The organism is Pectobacterium sp. PL64 (assembly GCF_022477975.1).
GTDB lineage: Bacteria > Pseudomonadota > Gammaproteobacteria > Enterobacterales > Enterobacteriaceae > Pectobacterium > Pectobacterium jejuense.
Genome location: NZ_CP092070.1, coordinates 3,985,400 through 4,000,892 on the forward strand (window position 1 = coordinate 3,985,400; position 15,493 = coordinate 4,000,892).

Annotated in this window: 12 protein-coding genes; 6 read left to right on the forward strand and 6 right to left on the reverse strand. The window is 54.2% G+C overall.

The features are described from left to right. Positions 1-86 precede the first annotated feature (86 nt). Complete coding sequence (mrcA, locus tag HP572_RS17910; protein WP_240583899.1) at positions 87-2,642, forward strand: peptidoglycan glycosyltransferase/peptidoglycan DD-transpeptidase MrcA; 2,556 nt, start codon at positions 87-89, stop codon at positions 2,640-2,642. 100 nt (positions 2,643-2,742) lie between these two features. On the opposite strand, the gene nudE is transcribed toward mrcA, so the two are convergent. Then, positions 2,743-3,300, reverse strand: a complete 558-nt coding sequence (nudE, locus tag HP572_RS17915) for an ADP compounds hydrolase NudE (RefSeq protein ID WP_240583900.1) — start codon at positions 3,298-3,300, stop codon at positions 2,743-2,745. Between the two features lie 437 nt (positions 3,301-3,737). Between nudE and HP572_RS17920 the strand changes: the two genes are divergently transcribed. From HP572_RS17920 to pckA, 5 genes are all read left to right on the forward strand, one after another. Next, complete coding sequence (locus HP572_RS17920; protein ID WP_240583901.1) at positions 3,738-5,885, forward strand: intracellular growth attenuator family protein; 2,148 nt, start codon at positions 3,738-3,740, stop codon at positions 5,883-5,885. A gap of 117 nt (positions 5,886-6,002) precedes the next feature. Beyond that, positions 6,003-6,689, forward strand: coding sequence for a GMP/IMP nucleotidase (gene yrfG / locus HP572_RS17925; protein ID WP_240583902.1), 687 nt, complete (start codon positions 6,003-6,005; stop codon positions 6,687-6,689). A 12-nt stretch (positions 6,690-6,701) separates the two neighbouring features. Next, entirely contained in the window at positions 6,702-7,112 is a 411-nt protein-coding gene (gene hslR, locus HP572_RS17930) for a ribosome-associated heat shock protein Hsp15 (RefSeq protein ID WP_205555249.1), read from the forward strand. A gap of 115 nt (positions 7,113-7,227) precedes the next feature. After that, on the forward strand, positions 7,228-8,097 hold the full coding sequence (gene hslO / locus HP572_RS17935; RefSeq protein WP_240583903.1) for an Hsp33 family molecular chaperone HslO: 870 nt from the start codon (positions 7,228-7,230) through the stop codon (positions 8,095-8,097). A 197-nt stretch (positions 8,098-8,294) separates the two neighbouring features. Continuing rightward, positions 8,295-9,914, forward strand: a complete 1,620-nt coding sequence (gene pckA, locus HP572_RS17940; RefSeq protein WP_205555251.1) for a phosphoenolpyruvate carboxykinase (ATP) — start codon at positions 8,295-8,297, stop codon at positions 9,912-9,914. A gap of 262 nt (positions 9,915-10,176) precedes the next feature. Here the strand turns inward: pckA and envZ are convergent, their stop codons facing one another. The 5 genes from envZ to HP572_RS17965 form a co-directional block, all read right to left on the reverse strand. After that, the gene (envZ, locus tag HP572_RS17945; RefSeq protein WP_240583904.1) at positions 10,177-11,541 is read right to left on the reverse strand and encodes a two-component system sensor histidine kinase EnvZ; all 1,365 of its coding nucleotides are present in this window, start codon (positions 11,539-11,541) and stop codon (positions 10,177-10,179) included. Continuing rightward, positions 11,538-12,257 (reverse strand): two-component system response regulator OmpR, encoded by a 720-nt coding sequence (ompR, locus tag HP572_RS17950; RefSeq protein WP_005969424.1) that lies wholly within the window; start codon positions 12,255-12,257, stop codon positions 11,538-11,540. The genes envZ and ompR overlap by 4 nt, the downstream gene beginning before the upstream one ends. A 320-nt stretch (positions 12,258-12,577) precedes the next feature. Continuing rightward, the gene (locus HP572_RS17955; protein WP_080718602.1) at positions 12,578-12,988 is read right to left on the reverse strand and encodes a ParB N-terminal domain-containing protein; all 411 of its coding nucleotides are present in this window, start codon (positions 12,986-12,988) and stop codon (positions 12,578-12,580) included. Between the two features lie 68 nt (positions 12,989-13,056). Continuing rightward, the gene (locus tag HP572_RS17960; RefSeq protein WP_240583905.1) at positions 13,057-14,217 is read right to left on the reverse strand and encodes an ABC transporter substrate-binding protein; all 1,161 of its coding nucleotides are present in this window, start codon (positions 14,215-14,217) and stop codon (positions 13,057-13,059) included. Beyond that, positions 14,210-15,460: an MFS transporter gene (locus tag HP572_RS17965; protein ID WP_240583906.1), complete on the reverse strand. Its 1,251-nt coding sequence runs from the start codon at positions 15,458-15,460 to the stop codon at positions 14,210-14,212. The genes HP572_RS17960 and HP572_RS17965 overlap by 8 nt, the downstream gene beginning before the upstream one ends. Positions 15,461-15,493: the final 33 nt, after the last annotated feature.

Genomic DNA, 15,493 nt, shown 5'->3' on the forward strand with positions numbered 1-15,493 from the left:
GAACGTATCCACAGTGCTGGCTTACCTTTATACTAGCGCCCGATTGTTTATAAACTGTCCAAACGCTACTGAATGGAAAATCCCAGGTGAAGTTCGTAAAGTATCTATTCATCCTTGCAGTCTCTTGCATTCTGCTGGGAGCTGCCTCGATATACGGTTTGTACCGTTATATCGAACCCCAACTGCCCGATGTCGCCACGCTGAAAGACGTTCGGCTGCAAACGCCGATGCAGGTCTACAGCGCCGATGGCGAACTGATCGCTCAGTTTGGTGAAAAACGCCGTATCCCACTCAAGCTGGATCAGGTTCCCCCTGAGTTGGTACACGCTTTTATCGCGACCGAAGACAGCCGCTTCTATGATCACCACGGTGTCGATCCCGTCGGGATCATCCGCGCGGCGTCTATCGCGCTCACGTCCGGTCACGCCTCTCAAGGGGCGAGTACCATTACGCAACAGCTCGCCAGGAACTTCTTCCTGAGCCCGGAACGCACCCTGATTCGTAAGATCAAGGAAGTGTTTCTGGCTATCCGTATTGAGCAGTTGCTGACCAAGGATGAAATCCTTGAGCTTTATCTGAACAAGATTTACCTCGGCTATCGCGCTTATGGCGTTGGCGCGGCGGCACAGGTTTACTTTGGCCGCCCTGTTGACCAGTTGACGCTGAGCGAAATGGCGATGATCGCCGGTCTGCCGAAGGCGCCATCGACGTTCAACCCGCTCTATTCCTACGACCGTGCCGTTGCCCGTCGCAACGTCGTCCTTGCTCGTATGAAGGATGAAAACTACATCACGCAGTCGCAATACGATGCGGCACGTAACGAAAAGCTGGTCGCGAATTATCACGCACCGGATATTTCGTTCTCCGCCCCGTATGTCGCAGAAATGGCACGTCAGGAGATGGTCAAACGCTACGGCGAAGATGCTTATAACGACGGTTATAAGGTCTACACGACGGTCACCAAAAAATTGCAAACCGCTGCACAGGATGCGCTGCGTAATAACATCCTCGCCTATGACATGCGCCACGGTTACCGCGGCCCGAGCAAAGTGCTCTGGAAAGTAGGTGAAGGCGTCTGGGATCAGGCGAAGATGATTGCCGCCCTGAAAGCGTTGCCAGTCTACGGCCCGCTCTATCCGGCCATCGTCACCAGCACTACGGCTGACAACGCGATTGCGATCATGTCTGACGGCAGCAATATTGCCCTGCCGATGTCGGGCATGCGCTGGGCACGTGCATACCGTTCCGATACGCAGCAAGGGCCAACACCGAAGCGCGTCACGGATGTGGTACAGGCAGGCCAGCAGGTCTGGGTGCGTAAAGTGAACGATGACTGGTGGCTGGCACAGGTGCCGGACGTCAACTCGGCCATCGTCTCGCTTAACCCGAAAAACGGGGCGATAGAAGCACTGGTTGGCGGTTTTGACTTTAACCAAAGCAAATTCAACCGTGCGACGCAGGCACTGCGTCAGATTGGTTCCAACATCAAACCGTTCCTGTATACCGCTGCGATGGACAAAGGTTTAACGCTGGCAACGATTCTGAACGACGTACCGATCACCCGTTGGGATGCTGGTGCAGGATCTGACTGGCGGCCGAAAAACTCACCGGCAACCTACGATGGTCCGATCCGTTTGCGTCAGGGACTGGGTCAATCCAAAAACGTAGTGATGGTACGAGCTATGCGTGCGATGGGCGTGGACTATGCCGCAGATTACCTGCAACGCTTCGGTTTCCCGGCGCAGAATATCGTCCATACAGAATCGCTGGCGCTGGGTGCCGCCTCATTTACGCCGCTACAGGTCGTACGTGGTTATGCCGTCATGGCAAACGGCGGCTATCTGGTCGACCCTTATCTGATTAGCAAGATAGAGAGCGAAGCTGGCGGTACGGTGTTTACCGCAACGCCGAAAGTGGTCTGCGATACCTGTAATCTCCCGCTGGTTTACGGTGAAACGCCACGTTCTCCGGTGTTAGCGACTACTAACGTTGAAGATGTTGCCACGTCAAACGAAGCTCCTCCGGTAGGTCTGCCGCAGCCAGAACTGGAACCTGTTACGCCAGAAGCCGCACAGCAAAGCGCTGCACAGCCTTATGCACCGCACGTGATCAATACGCCGCTGGCGTTCCTGATTAAAGACGCGCTGAACAGCAACGTCTTTGGCGAACCGGGCTGGATGGGTACGGGCTGGCGTGCGGGCCGTGATTTGAAACGTCGTGATATCGGCGGTAAAACCGGTACAACGAACAGTTCTAAAGACGCCTGGTTCTCCGGCTATGGTCCGAATCTGGTGACTTCAGTCTGGATCGGCTTCGACGATCACCGCCGCGATCTGGGTGCCAGCAGCGCATCTGGCGTCATCAAAGATCAGATCTCTGGTTATGAAGGCGGAGCGAAGTCAGCACAGCCTGCGTGGGATGATTTCATGAAAGCCGCGCTGGATGGCGTACCGGAACAACCGCTGACGCCGCCGCCTGGCATCGTCAGTGTGGTGATTGACCGTAGCAGCGGCAAGCTGTCCAACGGTGGCGGGAATAGCCGTTCCGAATACTTCATTGATGGAACGCAGCCGAAAGAATACGAAGTGCATGAAGTCGGCACCACGCTGATGGATAACGGACAAAGCGAAGAGCTATTCTAGCCAGCGTTCGATAGCATCAGACAAGGCAAAGAAGGCGCAGGAAACTGCGCCTTCTTTTTTGCTATGTTGGCTTATGAAAAACAGGTTGGTTTATTAAAAATTAGCGAGGTGTACGACGCAGCCAGTCGTGGGCCAAAAACAGCGCGCTGACATTACGCGCTTCGCGGAAATCAGGCTCTTGCAGCAACGACATCATGTTATCTATCGGCCAGCGGACTTGCGGCATCGGTTCCGGTTCATCGCCTTCCAAGCTCTGCGGATACAGACCACGCGCCACCACGATATTCATCTGGCTGGAAAAATAGGAGGGCGCCATCGTTAACGTCGCCAGCAATTCCAGCTTTTCCGCCCCAAAACCGACTTCTTCCATCAGCTCGCGGTTAGCGGCTTCAAAGACCGTTTCGCCGGGATCGATCAGCCCTTTGGGAAAGCCCAGTTCGTATTCTTCGATACCGACAGCGTATTCACGGATCAACAGCAATTCATCATCAACGATCGGGACAACCATCACCGCCTGTCGGCCGCTTGAACGCATCCGTTCATAAACCCGGCGTACCCCGTTGCTAAATTCAAGATCGACGGATTCCACATTGAACAAGCGCGAACGCGCTATCGTTTCTACCTTGAGGATTTTAGGTTTTTTCAGGTTATGGCTCATTGATGCCCCCCAGAGAGTTACGACCAGAACGGCACCTTAGCCCAACATGCATGAAAGACGGCGTTTATCGCAACCTGAACATGGCATGCTGTTGAATAAGAAGAGATCGTAAATATTCTTTTTTGATTCTGTTCACATTGTGCGTTAACAGTCGCCTCCGCTGCAACTATCGCGACGATGAATTTACGTGTGGGCAACATGAAGGATACATCCTGTATGAGAAACCACCAGAAAAAGTCAATAACTTAAAAAAAATAGGAATATCCTCATTCAAGCAGCACTTTTTGCTTGTTACTATCATCACCTTATGCGATTAATTCCACTCACAATTACGTTATTAATCTAAGAAAACAATGCCATACGGGTTATCATCGATTGTATAATTTTGTTAAACTCCGACGAGAACAAGGAGCATCGCGTTTTGGAATGGAGATGACATGAGCACAATATTTACCCTATTGGCGATATTGCTTGCCTGTCTGATCGTTGTCGGTGGTCTTGTTGCCTACCGCATGCGACACCGTTTCTTCTCCGCTCCGCCGTTACCCGTTTCGCAATCGCTTCCGCGACGGTTAACTGAAGATGAACGGATCGCCATTGAGCGTTATCTGGCTCAGGAAAACAGCCAGCAAACCACGCCGCTTGATACCCCCAATGAGCAGCCCAAACTCCCGCGTTCCCTGCAAAGTAATCGGGTTTACCCCATCACCCATACGATTACACGCTACGGCCTGAGCACTGACGCTCAGAATAAGTGGCGCTACTATATTGATACGCAAGAAATCCATCTGCCGCCCAGTTGGGAACCGTTCATTACCGAAAATAACACCGTCGAACTGATTAAGACGCGCTCGATCCCGCTGGTCATTTCCTTGAATGGGCACTCGCTAACCGAGTGTCTCGACGATCGTCCCCTCGCTCCCCTGCCGAGTGAAGTCCCTGTCCCGAACGCCTCCATCCGTCAGGAAGGCAGTGAGCATGCCGAGTTGGTCACGATCCGTAAGGAAACACGTGAAGAACACGCCATGCACCACTCTGGGGGCTTGAAAGAAACGGCCGTGCTCTGCGTGTCTTTTCTGCTTTTGTTCATCAGCCTGAATAGCCCTATCGCCCTGCTCCCCTGGCTGATCGGTACCGCATCATTATTAGCAGGCTGGAGCCTGTGGCAGCTTTTCCGCTCGCCGTCCGCTCAGGAACTGCGCGATGTACACTGCCTTCACGGCACGCCACAAGGCTTGGGCCTGTTTGGCGAATCCAATCAGGGGCCGCTCGGCAATATCTCACTCGGTAATATCGATCTGATTTACCCGCCTCACTGGCAGCCCTATATCACGCAGGATCTCGGGCGAAAAACAGATGTCGATATCTATCTCAACCGACAGGTGATCCGTCAGGGAGAGCACCTGTCGCTGCATGATGAAGTGAAACATTTCCCGCTACAGCGCTGGGGCAGAAATCTGCTGCTGGCCGCGGGTTCACTGCTCAGCCTGATTTTGCTCGTCACTAACGTGCAGCTTGAACTGCCGCTCAAGCTCAGCCTGGCCTGGCTTCAAGGTGCGCAGCGTATTCAGGTCACGCAGGTCAGCGATCTGGAAACCGCTCAGCTCCGCATTGGCGACACGCTGGCTGTTCGTGGAAACGGCATGTGCTACGTGCCCGCCGGCATTCATCCCGTCTCCGCACCATCGTCCTATGCGTTCAGCCCTTTTGACTGTTCCGCCATTTACTGGAATAAAGCGGCGCCGCTGCCATTACCGGAATCCGAGACGATTGAAAAAGCCTCTGCCCTGCTTAAATCCGTCAACAGCCAGCTCCATCCGCAAGCGGAAAAAGAGGGTCAGGTTAACTCTCAGTTAGCGTCGACGATCCAGAAATCAGGGCTGATTCTGATGAAAAACTTCGCTGAAGTTGTTCTGAGAACACAAGATTTGTGTCGGCAGGAAAACGATTGCTCCCGTCTGAAAAATGCACTGGTGAATCTAAGCGACGTCAAGAACTGGAATACGCTGGTAAAAGATGCCAATTCCGGCACGCTGAAAGGCATGAATGTGGTGTTGCCTGCCGTCAGCGCAGAAACGCTGGAATCCTTGGTCAACAGTTCTACCGATCAATTCTTCTATCAGGAAATCAATAACGCGGCAGATTCGCTGAACAGCCCGCCGCCCGGTGGATTCCTGATTCGCAGCGATGAAGGCCGACAGTTCGTTAACCATCCGCTCCCTCCGATGCCGCTGAATGAATATCGTCCATCGGACCAGTGGCAGGAACTCCAGCGGCTTTCCGCGATGCTGTTGCATACGCCGTTTAATGCCACGGGCGTTATCACGCAGCTGAATACCGATGCCAACGGGACCCAGCACATCAGCCTGCACAGCGAACCCGACGTCATTACCGTCTGGCGCTATCTCGGCACTTGTCTGCTGCTGCTGCTCTTTTCTGCAACGTTTATCGTTAATGCAGTATTGACCGGTATTAAGATGCGTAAAAGCCAGAAGCGCGTGACCGATATTCAGCGCTATTACGCCTCACGGTTCAATATGATGACGAATGCGTTCCCAGACAATCGCCCACAGCTCCCCCGCTAACGGCATCGTGCCCGCTCTGCGGTTATGCTAACCTAGCGGCCGTCACTCTTGTCACAATTGCATTGCGCGTCTTCTGCTGCATCACCCCTATAGCACGGCGCGACATCTGGAGTCGTTATGAATCCCCACGTTAACTGGCACGACATCGACACCGTGATACTGGATATGGATGGCACGCTGCTCGATCTGGCGTTTGACAGCTATTTCTGGCTTCAACTGGTGCCGCAGTCGCTCAGTGAAAAACGTCGCATCAGCCTTGAACAGGCGCACCAGCTTATCGAACAGGAGTACCGGGCCGTTCAGCACACGCTAAACTGGTACTGTTTCGATTATTGGTCAGAACGTCTCGATCTGGATATCTATCAAATGACGACGGATATTGGTGCACGCGCTCAATTGCGCGATGACACGACGCCGTTTTTAGCGGCGCTGCGCGAATGCGGTAAAGAGACGATTCTGCTGACCAACGCCCATCCACACAGTCTGGCGGTAAAAATCGAACACACGGGGCTGGATCAGCACCTTGATTTATTACTTTCCACCCATACTTATGGGTATCCGAAAGAGAATCAGCGCTTGTGGCAGGCCGTACAGCAACAGACTGGCTTCGACCCCGCCAGAACGTTATTCGTGGATGACAGCGAACCGATTCTGGATGCTGCGAAAACATTCGGCATTCATTACTGTCTGGGTGTACGTAATCCCGATTCCAGCCAGCAGGAAAAGGCATTCCTGCAACATCCGTCAATGAACGACTACCTTGCGCTGCTACCAGCCCTGCGCCACTCCGTTAGCGCAGGGTAATCAGGGGGATTTATGGTGAAAGCTACCGAGCAGGCCGACGACGCCGTTCGTCTGGACAAATGGCTTTGGGCCGCCCGTTTCTATAAAACCCGTGCGATAGCTCGCGAAATGATCGACGGCGGCAAAGTGCACTATAACGGGCAACGCGGTAAGCCGAGCAAACAGGTCGAACTGAATGCCGAGATCAAACTGCGTCAGGGCAATGATGAACGCACCGTGGTCATTTTAGCCGTCAGCGGGCAGCGCAGAAGCGCGACAGAGGCGCAGGCGCTGTATCAGGAAACGGACGCAAGCATTGAGAAACGAGAAAAGCTGGCACAGGCGCGAAAAATGAATGCGCTGACGATGCCACACCCCGATCGCCGCCCTGATAAAAAAGAGCGACGCGATCTGATTAAATTTAAATACAGCGATCAGGACTAGTGCTCCGCCCTTCATTTGTTGGTCATCAAACTGCTGACAATAGAGAGAAGGCTCAGCAATTGCCGCACCACTCATCGCAACACAACTCATCTCTGCACAACGACGAGAAAATACTATGGCTCACGACCAACTACATCGTTATCTGTTTGAAAATTATGCCGTTCGTGGCGAGTTGGTAACCGTTAACGAAACGTATCAACGTATTTTGACCAACCACGACTACCCAGCGGCGGTACAAACGCTGCTCGGCGAAATGCTGGTTGCTACCAGCCTGTTGACGGCCACGCTGAAATTCAGCGGCGATATCACCGTTCAGCTTCAGGGCGATGGCCCACTGAAGCTGGCGGTGATTAACGGTAATCACCAGCAGCAGATGCGCGGCGTTGCCCGTCTGCAAGGGGATATCGCGCCGGGGAGTTCGCTGAAAGAAATGGTCGGCAATGGCTACCTGGTTATTACCATTACGCCGACTGACGGTGAGCGTTATCAGGGCGTCGTCGGCTTAGAAGGTGAAACCGTGGCCGAATGTCTGGAGAGCTATTTCCAGCAGTCCGAACAGTTGCCAACACGGCTGTTTATCCGTACCGGTCAACACGACGGGAAGCAGGCAGCCGCAGGCATGCTGCTCCAGGTGTTGCCCGCACAGGACGCCGATCGTAATGATTTTGATCATCTGGCACAGCTCACCACGACGGTCAAAGCCGACGAGCTGTTTACCCTGCCTGCAACCGAGGTGCTGTACCGCCTTTATCATCAGGAAGAGGTAACCGTGTATGAGCCGCAGGATGTCGAGTTCCGCTGTCACTGTTCGCGCGATCGTTGCGCAGATGCATTAATGACGCTATCCGATCAGGAAGTGAATGAGATGATCGAGCAGGACGGGGAAATCGATATGCACTGTGATTATTGCGGTACGCACTATCTGTTTAATTCGCTGGACATTCGCGCCATACGGCACGAATCATCAGGAAATCTGTTGCATTAATTTTTTTAACGGGTACGAAAGTACCCGTTTTATTTTGCTTATTTTCCCACTTATAAACCGCCGTGATTATTTTTCACACACCCTAAATAAGCAAAGTTATTAATGAATTTATTTAATTTTATGATTGCTATCGCGGTTAAAATAAGCTCACTCCCTACAATGTTTAGTAGTACGACTATAACTTGAGGAGTAGCAACATGCAGATCAACGGTATTACCCCGCAAGCCCTGGCTGCTTATGGAATCCACGATGTCCGCGATATTGTCTACAATCCCAGCTATGAACTGCTTTTTGAAGAAGAACGCTCCCCTACCCTACAAGGCTATGAACGCGGCATCGAAACCCAACTGGGTGCGGTAGCCGTCGATACCGGCATCTTTACCGGTCGTTCCCCGAAAGATAAATACATCGTGCGCGATGACGTAACCCGCGACACCGTGTGGTGGTCCGATCAAGGCAAAGGTAAGAACGATAACCAACCCTTGAGTCAGGAAACCTGGACGCACCTGAAGCAGCTCGTTACCACGCAGCTGTCTGGCAAACGGTTATTCATCATCGATGCCTTCTGCGGTGCTAACCCAGATAGCCGCCTCAGCGTACGTTTCGTCACGGAAGTGGCGTGGCAGGCGCATTTCGTCAAAAACATGTTTATCCGCCCGAGCGATGAAGAACTGGAAGGCTTTGAGCCGGATTTCATCGTGATGAACGGCGCAAAATGCACCAACCCGAACTGGCAGGAACAGGGGCTGAACTCCGAGAACTTTGTCGCGTTCAACCTGACAGAACGCATCCAGCTGATTGGCGGCACCTGGTACGGCGGCGAAATGAAGAAAGGGATGTTCTCCATCATGAACTACCTGCTGCCGCTGAAAGGCATCGCTTCCATGCACTGCTCGGCAAACGTCGGCGAGAAAGGTGATGTGGCGGTCTTCTTTGGCCTGTCCGGCACGGGAAAAACCACGCTGTCCACCGATCCGAAACGCCAGTTGATTGGCGATGACGAGCATGGCTGGGACGACGACGGCGTCTTCAACTTTGAAGGCGGCTGCTATGCCAAAACCATCAAACTATCCAAAGAAGCCGAGCCGGATATCTACGGTGCCATCAAACGCGATGCGCTGCTGGAGAACGTCACCGTGCTGGCAGACGGCACCGTGGACTTCAACGACGGTTCCAAAACCGAGAACACCCGCGTCTCTTATCCGATCTACCACATTCAGAATATCGTTAAGCCAGTCTCTAAAGCGGGCCATGCAACGAAAGTGATCTTCCTGACGGCGGACGCGTTCGGCGTGTTGCCACCGGTTTCTCGCCTGACGTCCGATCAAACGCAGTATCACTTCCTGTCGGGCTTTACCGCCAAACTGGCAGGAACCGAGCGCGGCGTGACGGAACCGACGCCGACCTTCTCCGCCTGCTTCGGCGCAGCATTCCTGATGCTGCACCCGACGCAGTACGCTGAAGTGCTGGTGAAACGCATGAAGGCCGCTGGCGCACAGGCTTATCTGGTGAACACCGGCTGGAACGGCAGCGGCAAACGTATCTCTATTAAGGATACGCGCGGGATTATTGATGCCATTCTGAACGGCAGTATTGATGATGCAGAAATGCAGACGCTGCCTGTCTTCGATTTGGCGATTCCGACCTCGCTGCCCGGCGTCAATCCTGACATTCTCGATCCACGTGATACCTACGCGAGCGTCGAACAATGGCAGGAAAAAGCGGACGATCTGGCACAGCGCTTTATCACCAACTTCGATAAATACACCGATGCTCCGGCAGGCGCAGCGCTGGTGAAAGCAGGGCCGAAACGGTAAACGCTGAAGAGAATCTATAACGAAAAAGGCGCGGAATCCGCGCCTTCAGATCGTTGACAACCTATTTGACGAATGAAAACGGTAGTAACGGAATAGAAGAGTAAAGCGTTTGCGCCATGGATGGCGCAAGCCGAGCGTACATGGACGTATTCACAGCGTCTTTACGATCTATCCGTTACTACCGCTCGACGGCCTTTGTCGTAATCGAAGAAAGGCGCGGAATCCGCGCCTTTCTTATTCATGCCAGTGCTGCAAAAAATGCTTATGACTCTTTCGTAGCACTCGTATCCACCGCTACCGCGGCGTCTGAGAGCAGCGGCAGATATGCGCGGACGCAGAGCCCACCGCGTTCGCTGCTGCCGACATCCAGCACGCCATTGTGCGCATCGATAATACGCTGCACAATCGCCAGCCCCAGCCCTGTACCGCTCGTGGTTCGCGCGCTATCGCCACGTACAAACGGCTGGAACAGGTGCTGTAACTGATCGGGCGCGATGCCTTCTCCGTCATCTTCTACCTGAAACCAGACGCGCTGTAGCTCACGTCCGGTACTGACTTTTATCCAGCCATTCCCGTAACGTGCCGCATTCACCACCAGATTCAGCGCTGCGCGTTTGATCGAAAGAGAGCTAATGCGCACCAGCAGTTCGCCGGTAGCAAAATCGCTGTCGATCTGGCGTTCATAACCGCTTTCCGATGCCACCACTTCGCCCATAATGGCGTTCAGGTCTGCCACTTCCGTCTGCATTTCCTGACCGGTACGCAGGTAGTCAAGGAACTGCTCAATAATCGCATTACACTCTTCAATGTCCTTATTGATCGACTCCGCCAGATAGTCATCTTCCTTGCCCATCATTTCGGTCGCTAGACGAATTCGCGTCAGCGGCGTACGCAGATCGTGGCTGACGCCCGCCATCAGCAGCGTGCGGTCATCGGCCAGCAGCTTCACGCCGGAGGCCATCTGGTTAAAGGCGCGCGTCACGGAACGCACTTCGGAAGCGCCATATTCACGCAGCGGCGGCGGAATAATGCCTTTACCGACTTGCAAAGCCGCATGCTCCAGCTCAACCAAGGGTCGGTTCTGTACCCGAATAAATAGCCACGCGCCGCCAATCACCAGCAGCATTATCGCCAGCGTATAGCGGAAGAGCGGCGAGAAATCGCCCTGATGAATTTCGGTGAGGGGAACGCGCACCCAGATATCAGGTGACAGCCAGGTTTTCAGCCACACCACTGGCGTATTTTTGCTGACCTCAACCCGCACATCCGTCGGGCCGCCCAGCTGTTGCGCCATCTGGTCGCTCAAGAACTTGTAGTGCTGGGCCCAACGCAGGCCGCTTTCCTCCGCCGCCGCATTGGTGTACAGCGATATACCCAATTCTCGGTAAATCTCACGCCGGAACGCTGGCGGCACCTCAAGCGTGGTGCCATCTTCCAGTTGCAGACTGTCCGTCATCAGCATTCTTACTTCGTATGCCAGCACTTTATTGAACTGCTGCAAACTCGGCAGAATAGCGAAGTTGAGCACCACCAGATAGGTGGTGACCAAACTGACAAACAATAACGTGACAATCAGTAGCAACGTCCGTGCAAATGAGCTGCGCGGAGAAAAGCGCCATTGCATCATGCCTTACTGCCGTCCGGGACAAACACGTAGCCAAGCCCCCACACGGTCTGGATATAGCGCGGGTGCGCCGGATCCTCTTCTACCATGCGGCGCAAACGAGAAATTTGTACGTCGATGGAACGCTCCATCGCGCTGTATTCACGACCACGGGCCAGGTTCATCAGCTTATCGCGGGACAGCGGTTCACGCGGGTGGCTCACCAGCGCCTTAAGCACGGCAAACTCGCCGCTGGTTAACGGCATCGGTTCATCATCGCGGAACATTTCGCGCGTGCCTAGATTCAGCTTGAATTTGCCAAACGCGATAATGGCTTCTTCCTGCGATGGCGCGCCCGGCAGTTCATTCGCCTGACGACGCAGCACCGCACGGATGCGAGCCAGCAGTTCACGCGGGTTGAAAGGTTTAGGAATATAATCGTCCGCGCCGATTTCCAGCCCGACGATACGATCGACTTCTTCCCCTTTTGCCGTCACCATAATGATCGGCATCGGATTGCTCTGGCTACGCAAGCGACGGCAGATGGACAGCCCATCTTCGCCCGGCAGCATCAGATCCAGCACCATAAGGTGAAAGGATTCACGGGTCAGTAAACGGTCCATCTGTTCAGCATTGGCTACGCTACGTACCTGAAAACCCTGCTCAGTCAGATAACGCTCTAACAGCGCCCGCAAACGCATGTCGTCATCTACAACCAGAATTTTATAGTTTTCTTGCATTCTCTTTCTCCAAAGGCGTAATAGCGCCGACGATGCTATTGTTCAGAAACATACGAATTACTGACAGTCGTTTCTGGTATACATTCTAGGCAAAATTGTTACAAAGCATATTAAAATTCGTGTAATCAATCATTTCCTGTGCTCTCAGGCATGAAATAATCGGCGATTAATGACGATGGCGGTTAGCGAAGATTGTCGTTTACGAAGATTATAGTAACGCCGCCACTAATAAAAAGGCGCGGCGGCAGCAAAAGCAGGAGAAAACCGAACAGAGAGGACGTTGCCGCCTGAATTCAGGGCGACAACGTAAATCGCAGTGATTAACGCATAAGCTCATCCAGCACAACACGCACCGACGGCAGTGCAGGCTGGAAAAGGTGACGCGTCGTCTTGTAAGGGAACAGACTCTTTTCCGCCACAATCGTCTGCATAATCAGGCTTTTGCAAAAAGGCTGTCCGGTCTTCCAATGGTAAACGGACACGCGGGGATCGTCATAGTCGAGCAGCGCGCAGGGGATATGCTTTAATCCCAGCTCGGCGGCCGCACGTAACCGGTGATTACCGTCCATAATAATCCCCGTCTCTTTCTCTATCGGTACTGGCGTCGTCCAGCAACCACAGCGGCAAATATCCTCCATCAGACATTCCACGTTCGACATATCGACATTTTCAGAGGGAAGCAGGAACTGCACGGGCGTAAGAGCAATCTGGTAGGTCATACTTTCAAACACGCTCTACCTCCTGACGTAAACAATCTCGTATCGCTCCGGCATAAGTACCGGAGCGGACTGTGAGTGACTTACTGCGCAAGACTGACGAAATAACCCGGCTGGTAATCAACCGGTAGGAACTGCTGGTGAAGCTGGCGGAAAGTGTCATCCGCGTTGAGATCACGGAATAAGTCCGGATGGAACCACTCGGCCAGTTGCTGAATGGCGATAAAGTCATACGGGCCGTTGTAAAACTGATGCCAGATGGCATGAAACGCACGCTGCTGCTTGGCGATGCTGTTGGTGTAGGCCGGACGCCCCAGAAACCACTCGAGACGCTTGCGCCCTTCCGTCATATCCTGCCCCGGCCCCAGACCAATCCAGCGTCCGCCAGGTACGAAGGCCTCAAAGTTGCCGCTGGTGATCACCACAATTTCCGGGTTTTCTACGATCACCTGCTCAGGGTGCATCTGCATAAAGGTACTCGGTGCATTCTTCGCCGCGACGTTATCGCCACCGGCCAACTGCACGAATTTCCCGAAGTTATCCGGGCCGAACGTCAGGCAGCATTCATCGGTATAGCCCCCCAGTCGCTCAATGAATACGCGCGGTGAACGCGGTTTTTTCGCCGCCAGCACATCGGAAACGCGTTTTAGCTGCGCCTCACGGAATGCGAGAAATGCTTCGGCACGTGCTTCCTGATTAAACAGTTTGCCGAACAGGCGCATGGTCGGCGCGGTGTTTTCCAGCGGGTGATAGCGAAAATCGACATACACAATCGGAATGCCGACGCTGCCCAGTATCCGGTCATAACCCGCATCGACAATCGACCGCTGCGCCTCAATGTTCATAATGATGACGTCCGGCTTCAGCGACACCGCCTGCTCCACGTCAAACGTGCCCTTTTCCGTGCCGTCAAACGTTGGGATTTTCGTCAGTTGAGGAAAACGATCGCGATACTGGTGCCACGTTGCCGGATCCGACTGAATCAGATCGCGCTTCCAGGCGACAATCCTTTTCGCCGGATCTTCCCGATCGAGCATCGCGACCAGATACAGCTGACGCCCCTCTCCCAACATGACGCGCTGCACCGGCGTGTTGACTCTCACCTCACGCCCCAACACGTCCTTGATGACAGTGGAGGTTTGCGCGGTTTGCTCAGCCTGCCCCACCAGCGGCGACAGGCCGACCATCAACAGCGCACTCAGCAATAACCGACGGCAATGTTGCCGCGTCCAACGATTACACATTTTCGATATTTCCCTTCGTCGAGAGAGAGTCATGTTTTTCCGCCTGTATCCGCAGGCGTCGTAGCAGCATCAGCGAGACCAGGAAGGTCACCAGATAGGCGGCACCAACGCAGAAGAACAGCGAACGTAGTCCGGGGGAATAGAGAACCAATCCCCCCAAAGAAATGCCCAGAATCGAGGCAAACTGGCTGACGCTTTGCGCCACGCCGAGTATGTAGCCCTGCTGCCCAGCCCCCGCCGCACGGGAAATCAGCGCCATCAGAACGGGCGTTGTCGCCCCCAGCAGCACGCCCCACAGGAAATACAGCGGGATGAAAATCGCAATATTCAGGATTGTGGCGGCCGTCAATGTCACGATGGCGCAAGCCAGCATCACCACACACAGGCGGCTCAGCGTCTGCGGCAGCGAGAGGTTTTCAAAATAGCGCGCCCACAGCGACGCAGAGACAATCACGCCGGTCGCCTGTAAACCATAACACAGCCCGATAACCCACTTATCCACCTGAAAGACGCCGTCCAGATAGAGGGAAAACGGCGTTTGCGGGATCATACGGCTGGTCAGTAACAGGCCAGAAATCAGCAGCAAACCGGGAATCGGCGATAGCGCCCAGAGCCGCCTGCGCGGAACGCTTTTCGGCTGCGTATCCGCAGGCGGAACAGTGGGAACCTCGGGGGCGACATGTGGCAGAAACAGCGCCACGGTAATGCCGCACAGCGCGCAGAGGATCGCCGCACTCAGGTTGATCCAGAAGAAGTTCAGGTAATCGAGGATCAGCCCGCCGACAATCGCTCCCAACAGCGATCCCACGTTGGTAGACACCTGAAGCCAGGCGAACAGCCGCGTGCGCTGTAGCGGACTGACCACCGCGACGCCATACGCCTGCGCGGGCGCAATATAGCCCGCACAGGCACCCTGAATAAAACGCAGCGCGACTATCGTCCAGATGTCGTTAGCCCACGCCAGCCCAAGCTGGGTTAACGCCAGCCCAAACAGCGCGCGGATCATCATGGCTTTGTTGCCCAGCCGATCGCCCATCCGTCCCCAGAAGGCGCTGGTCAGCATAATGCCCAGCATCGGCCCGACGTACACGGCAATCCCCGCGATACTCAGTTCCGCGCCGGATGACATACTTTCCAGATGCAGCGGCCAAAACGGCCCGCTCATCTCCATCGCGCCCATCGCGACCAGCTGCACGACAAACATAAAGTGGATGATGAATGCCACCTGTCCGCTCAAGCGCATGCGTCAGCTCCTTCTGATTCCGCGGCGTCAACC

What these genes read in the sequence shown, in the direction of transcription:
- hslO (WP_240583903.1), top strand. Translation starts at nt 7,228, where the DNA reads ATGGCTCACGACCAACTACATCGTTATCTGTTTGAAAATTATGCCGTT.
- HP572_RS17920 (WP_240583901.1), top strand. Translation starts at nt 3,738, where the DNA reads ATGAGCACAATATTTACCCTATTGGCGATATTGCTTGCCTGTCTGATC.
- hslR (WP_205555249.1), top strand. Translation starts at nt 6,702, where the DNA reads ATGGTGAAAGCTACCGAGCAGGCCGACGACGCCGTTCGTCTGGACAAA.
- envZ (WP_240583904.1), bottom strand. Translation starts at nt 11,541, where the DNA reads ATGATGCAATGGCGCTTTTCTCCGCGCAGCTCATTTGCACGGACGTTG.
- ompR (WP_005969424.1), bottom strand. Translation starts at nt 12,257, where the DNA reads ATGCAAGAAAACTATAAAATTCTGGTTGTAGATGACGACATGCGTTTG.
- pckA (WP_205555251.1), top strand. Translation starts at nt 8,295, where the DNA reads ATGCAGATCAACGGTATTACCCCGCAAGCCCTGGCTGCTTATGGAATC.
- nudE (WP_240583900.1), bottom strand. Translation starts at nt 3,300, where the DNA reads ATGAGCCATAACCTGAAAAAACCTAAAATCCTCAAGGTAGAAACGATA.
- HP572_RS17960 (WP_240583905.1), bottom strand. Translation starts at nt 14,217, where the DNA reads ATGTGTAATCGTTGGACGCGGCAACATTGCCGTCGGTTATTGCTGAGT.
- yrfG (WP_240583902.1), top strand. Translation starts at nt 6,003, where the DNA reads ATGAATCCCCACGTTAACTGGCACGACATCGACACCGTGATACTGGAT.
- HP572_RS17965 (WP_240583906.1), bottom strand. Translation starts at nt 15,460, where the DNA reads ATGCGCTTGAGCGGACAGGTGGCATTCATCATCCACTTTATGTTTGTC.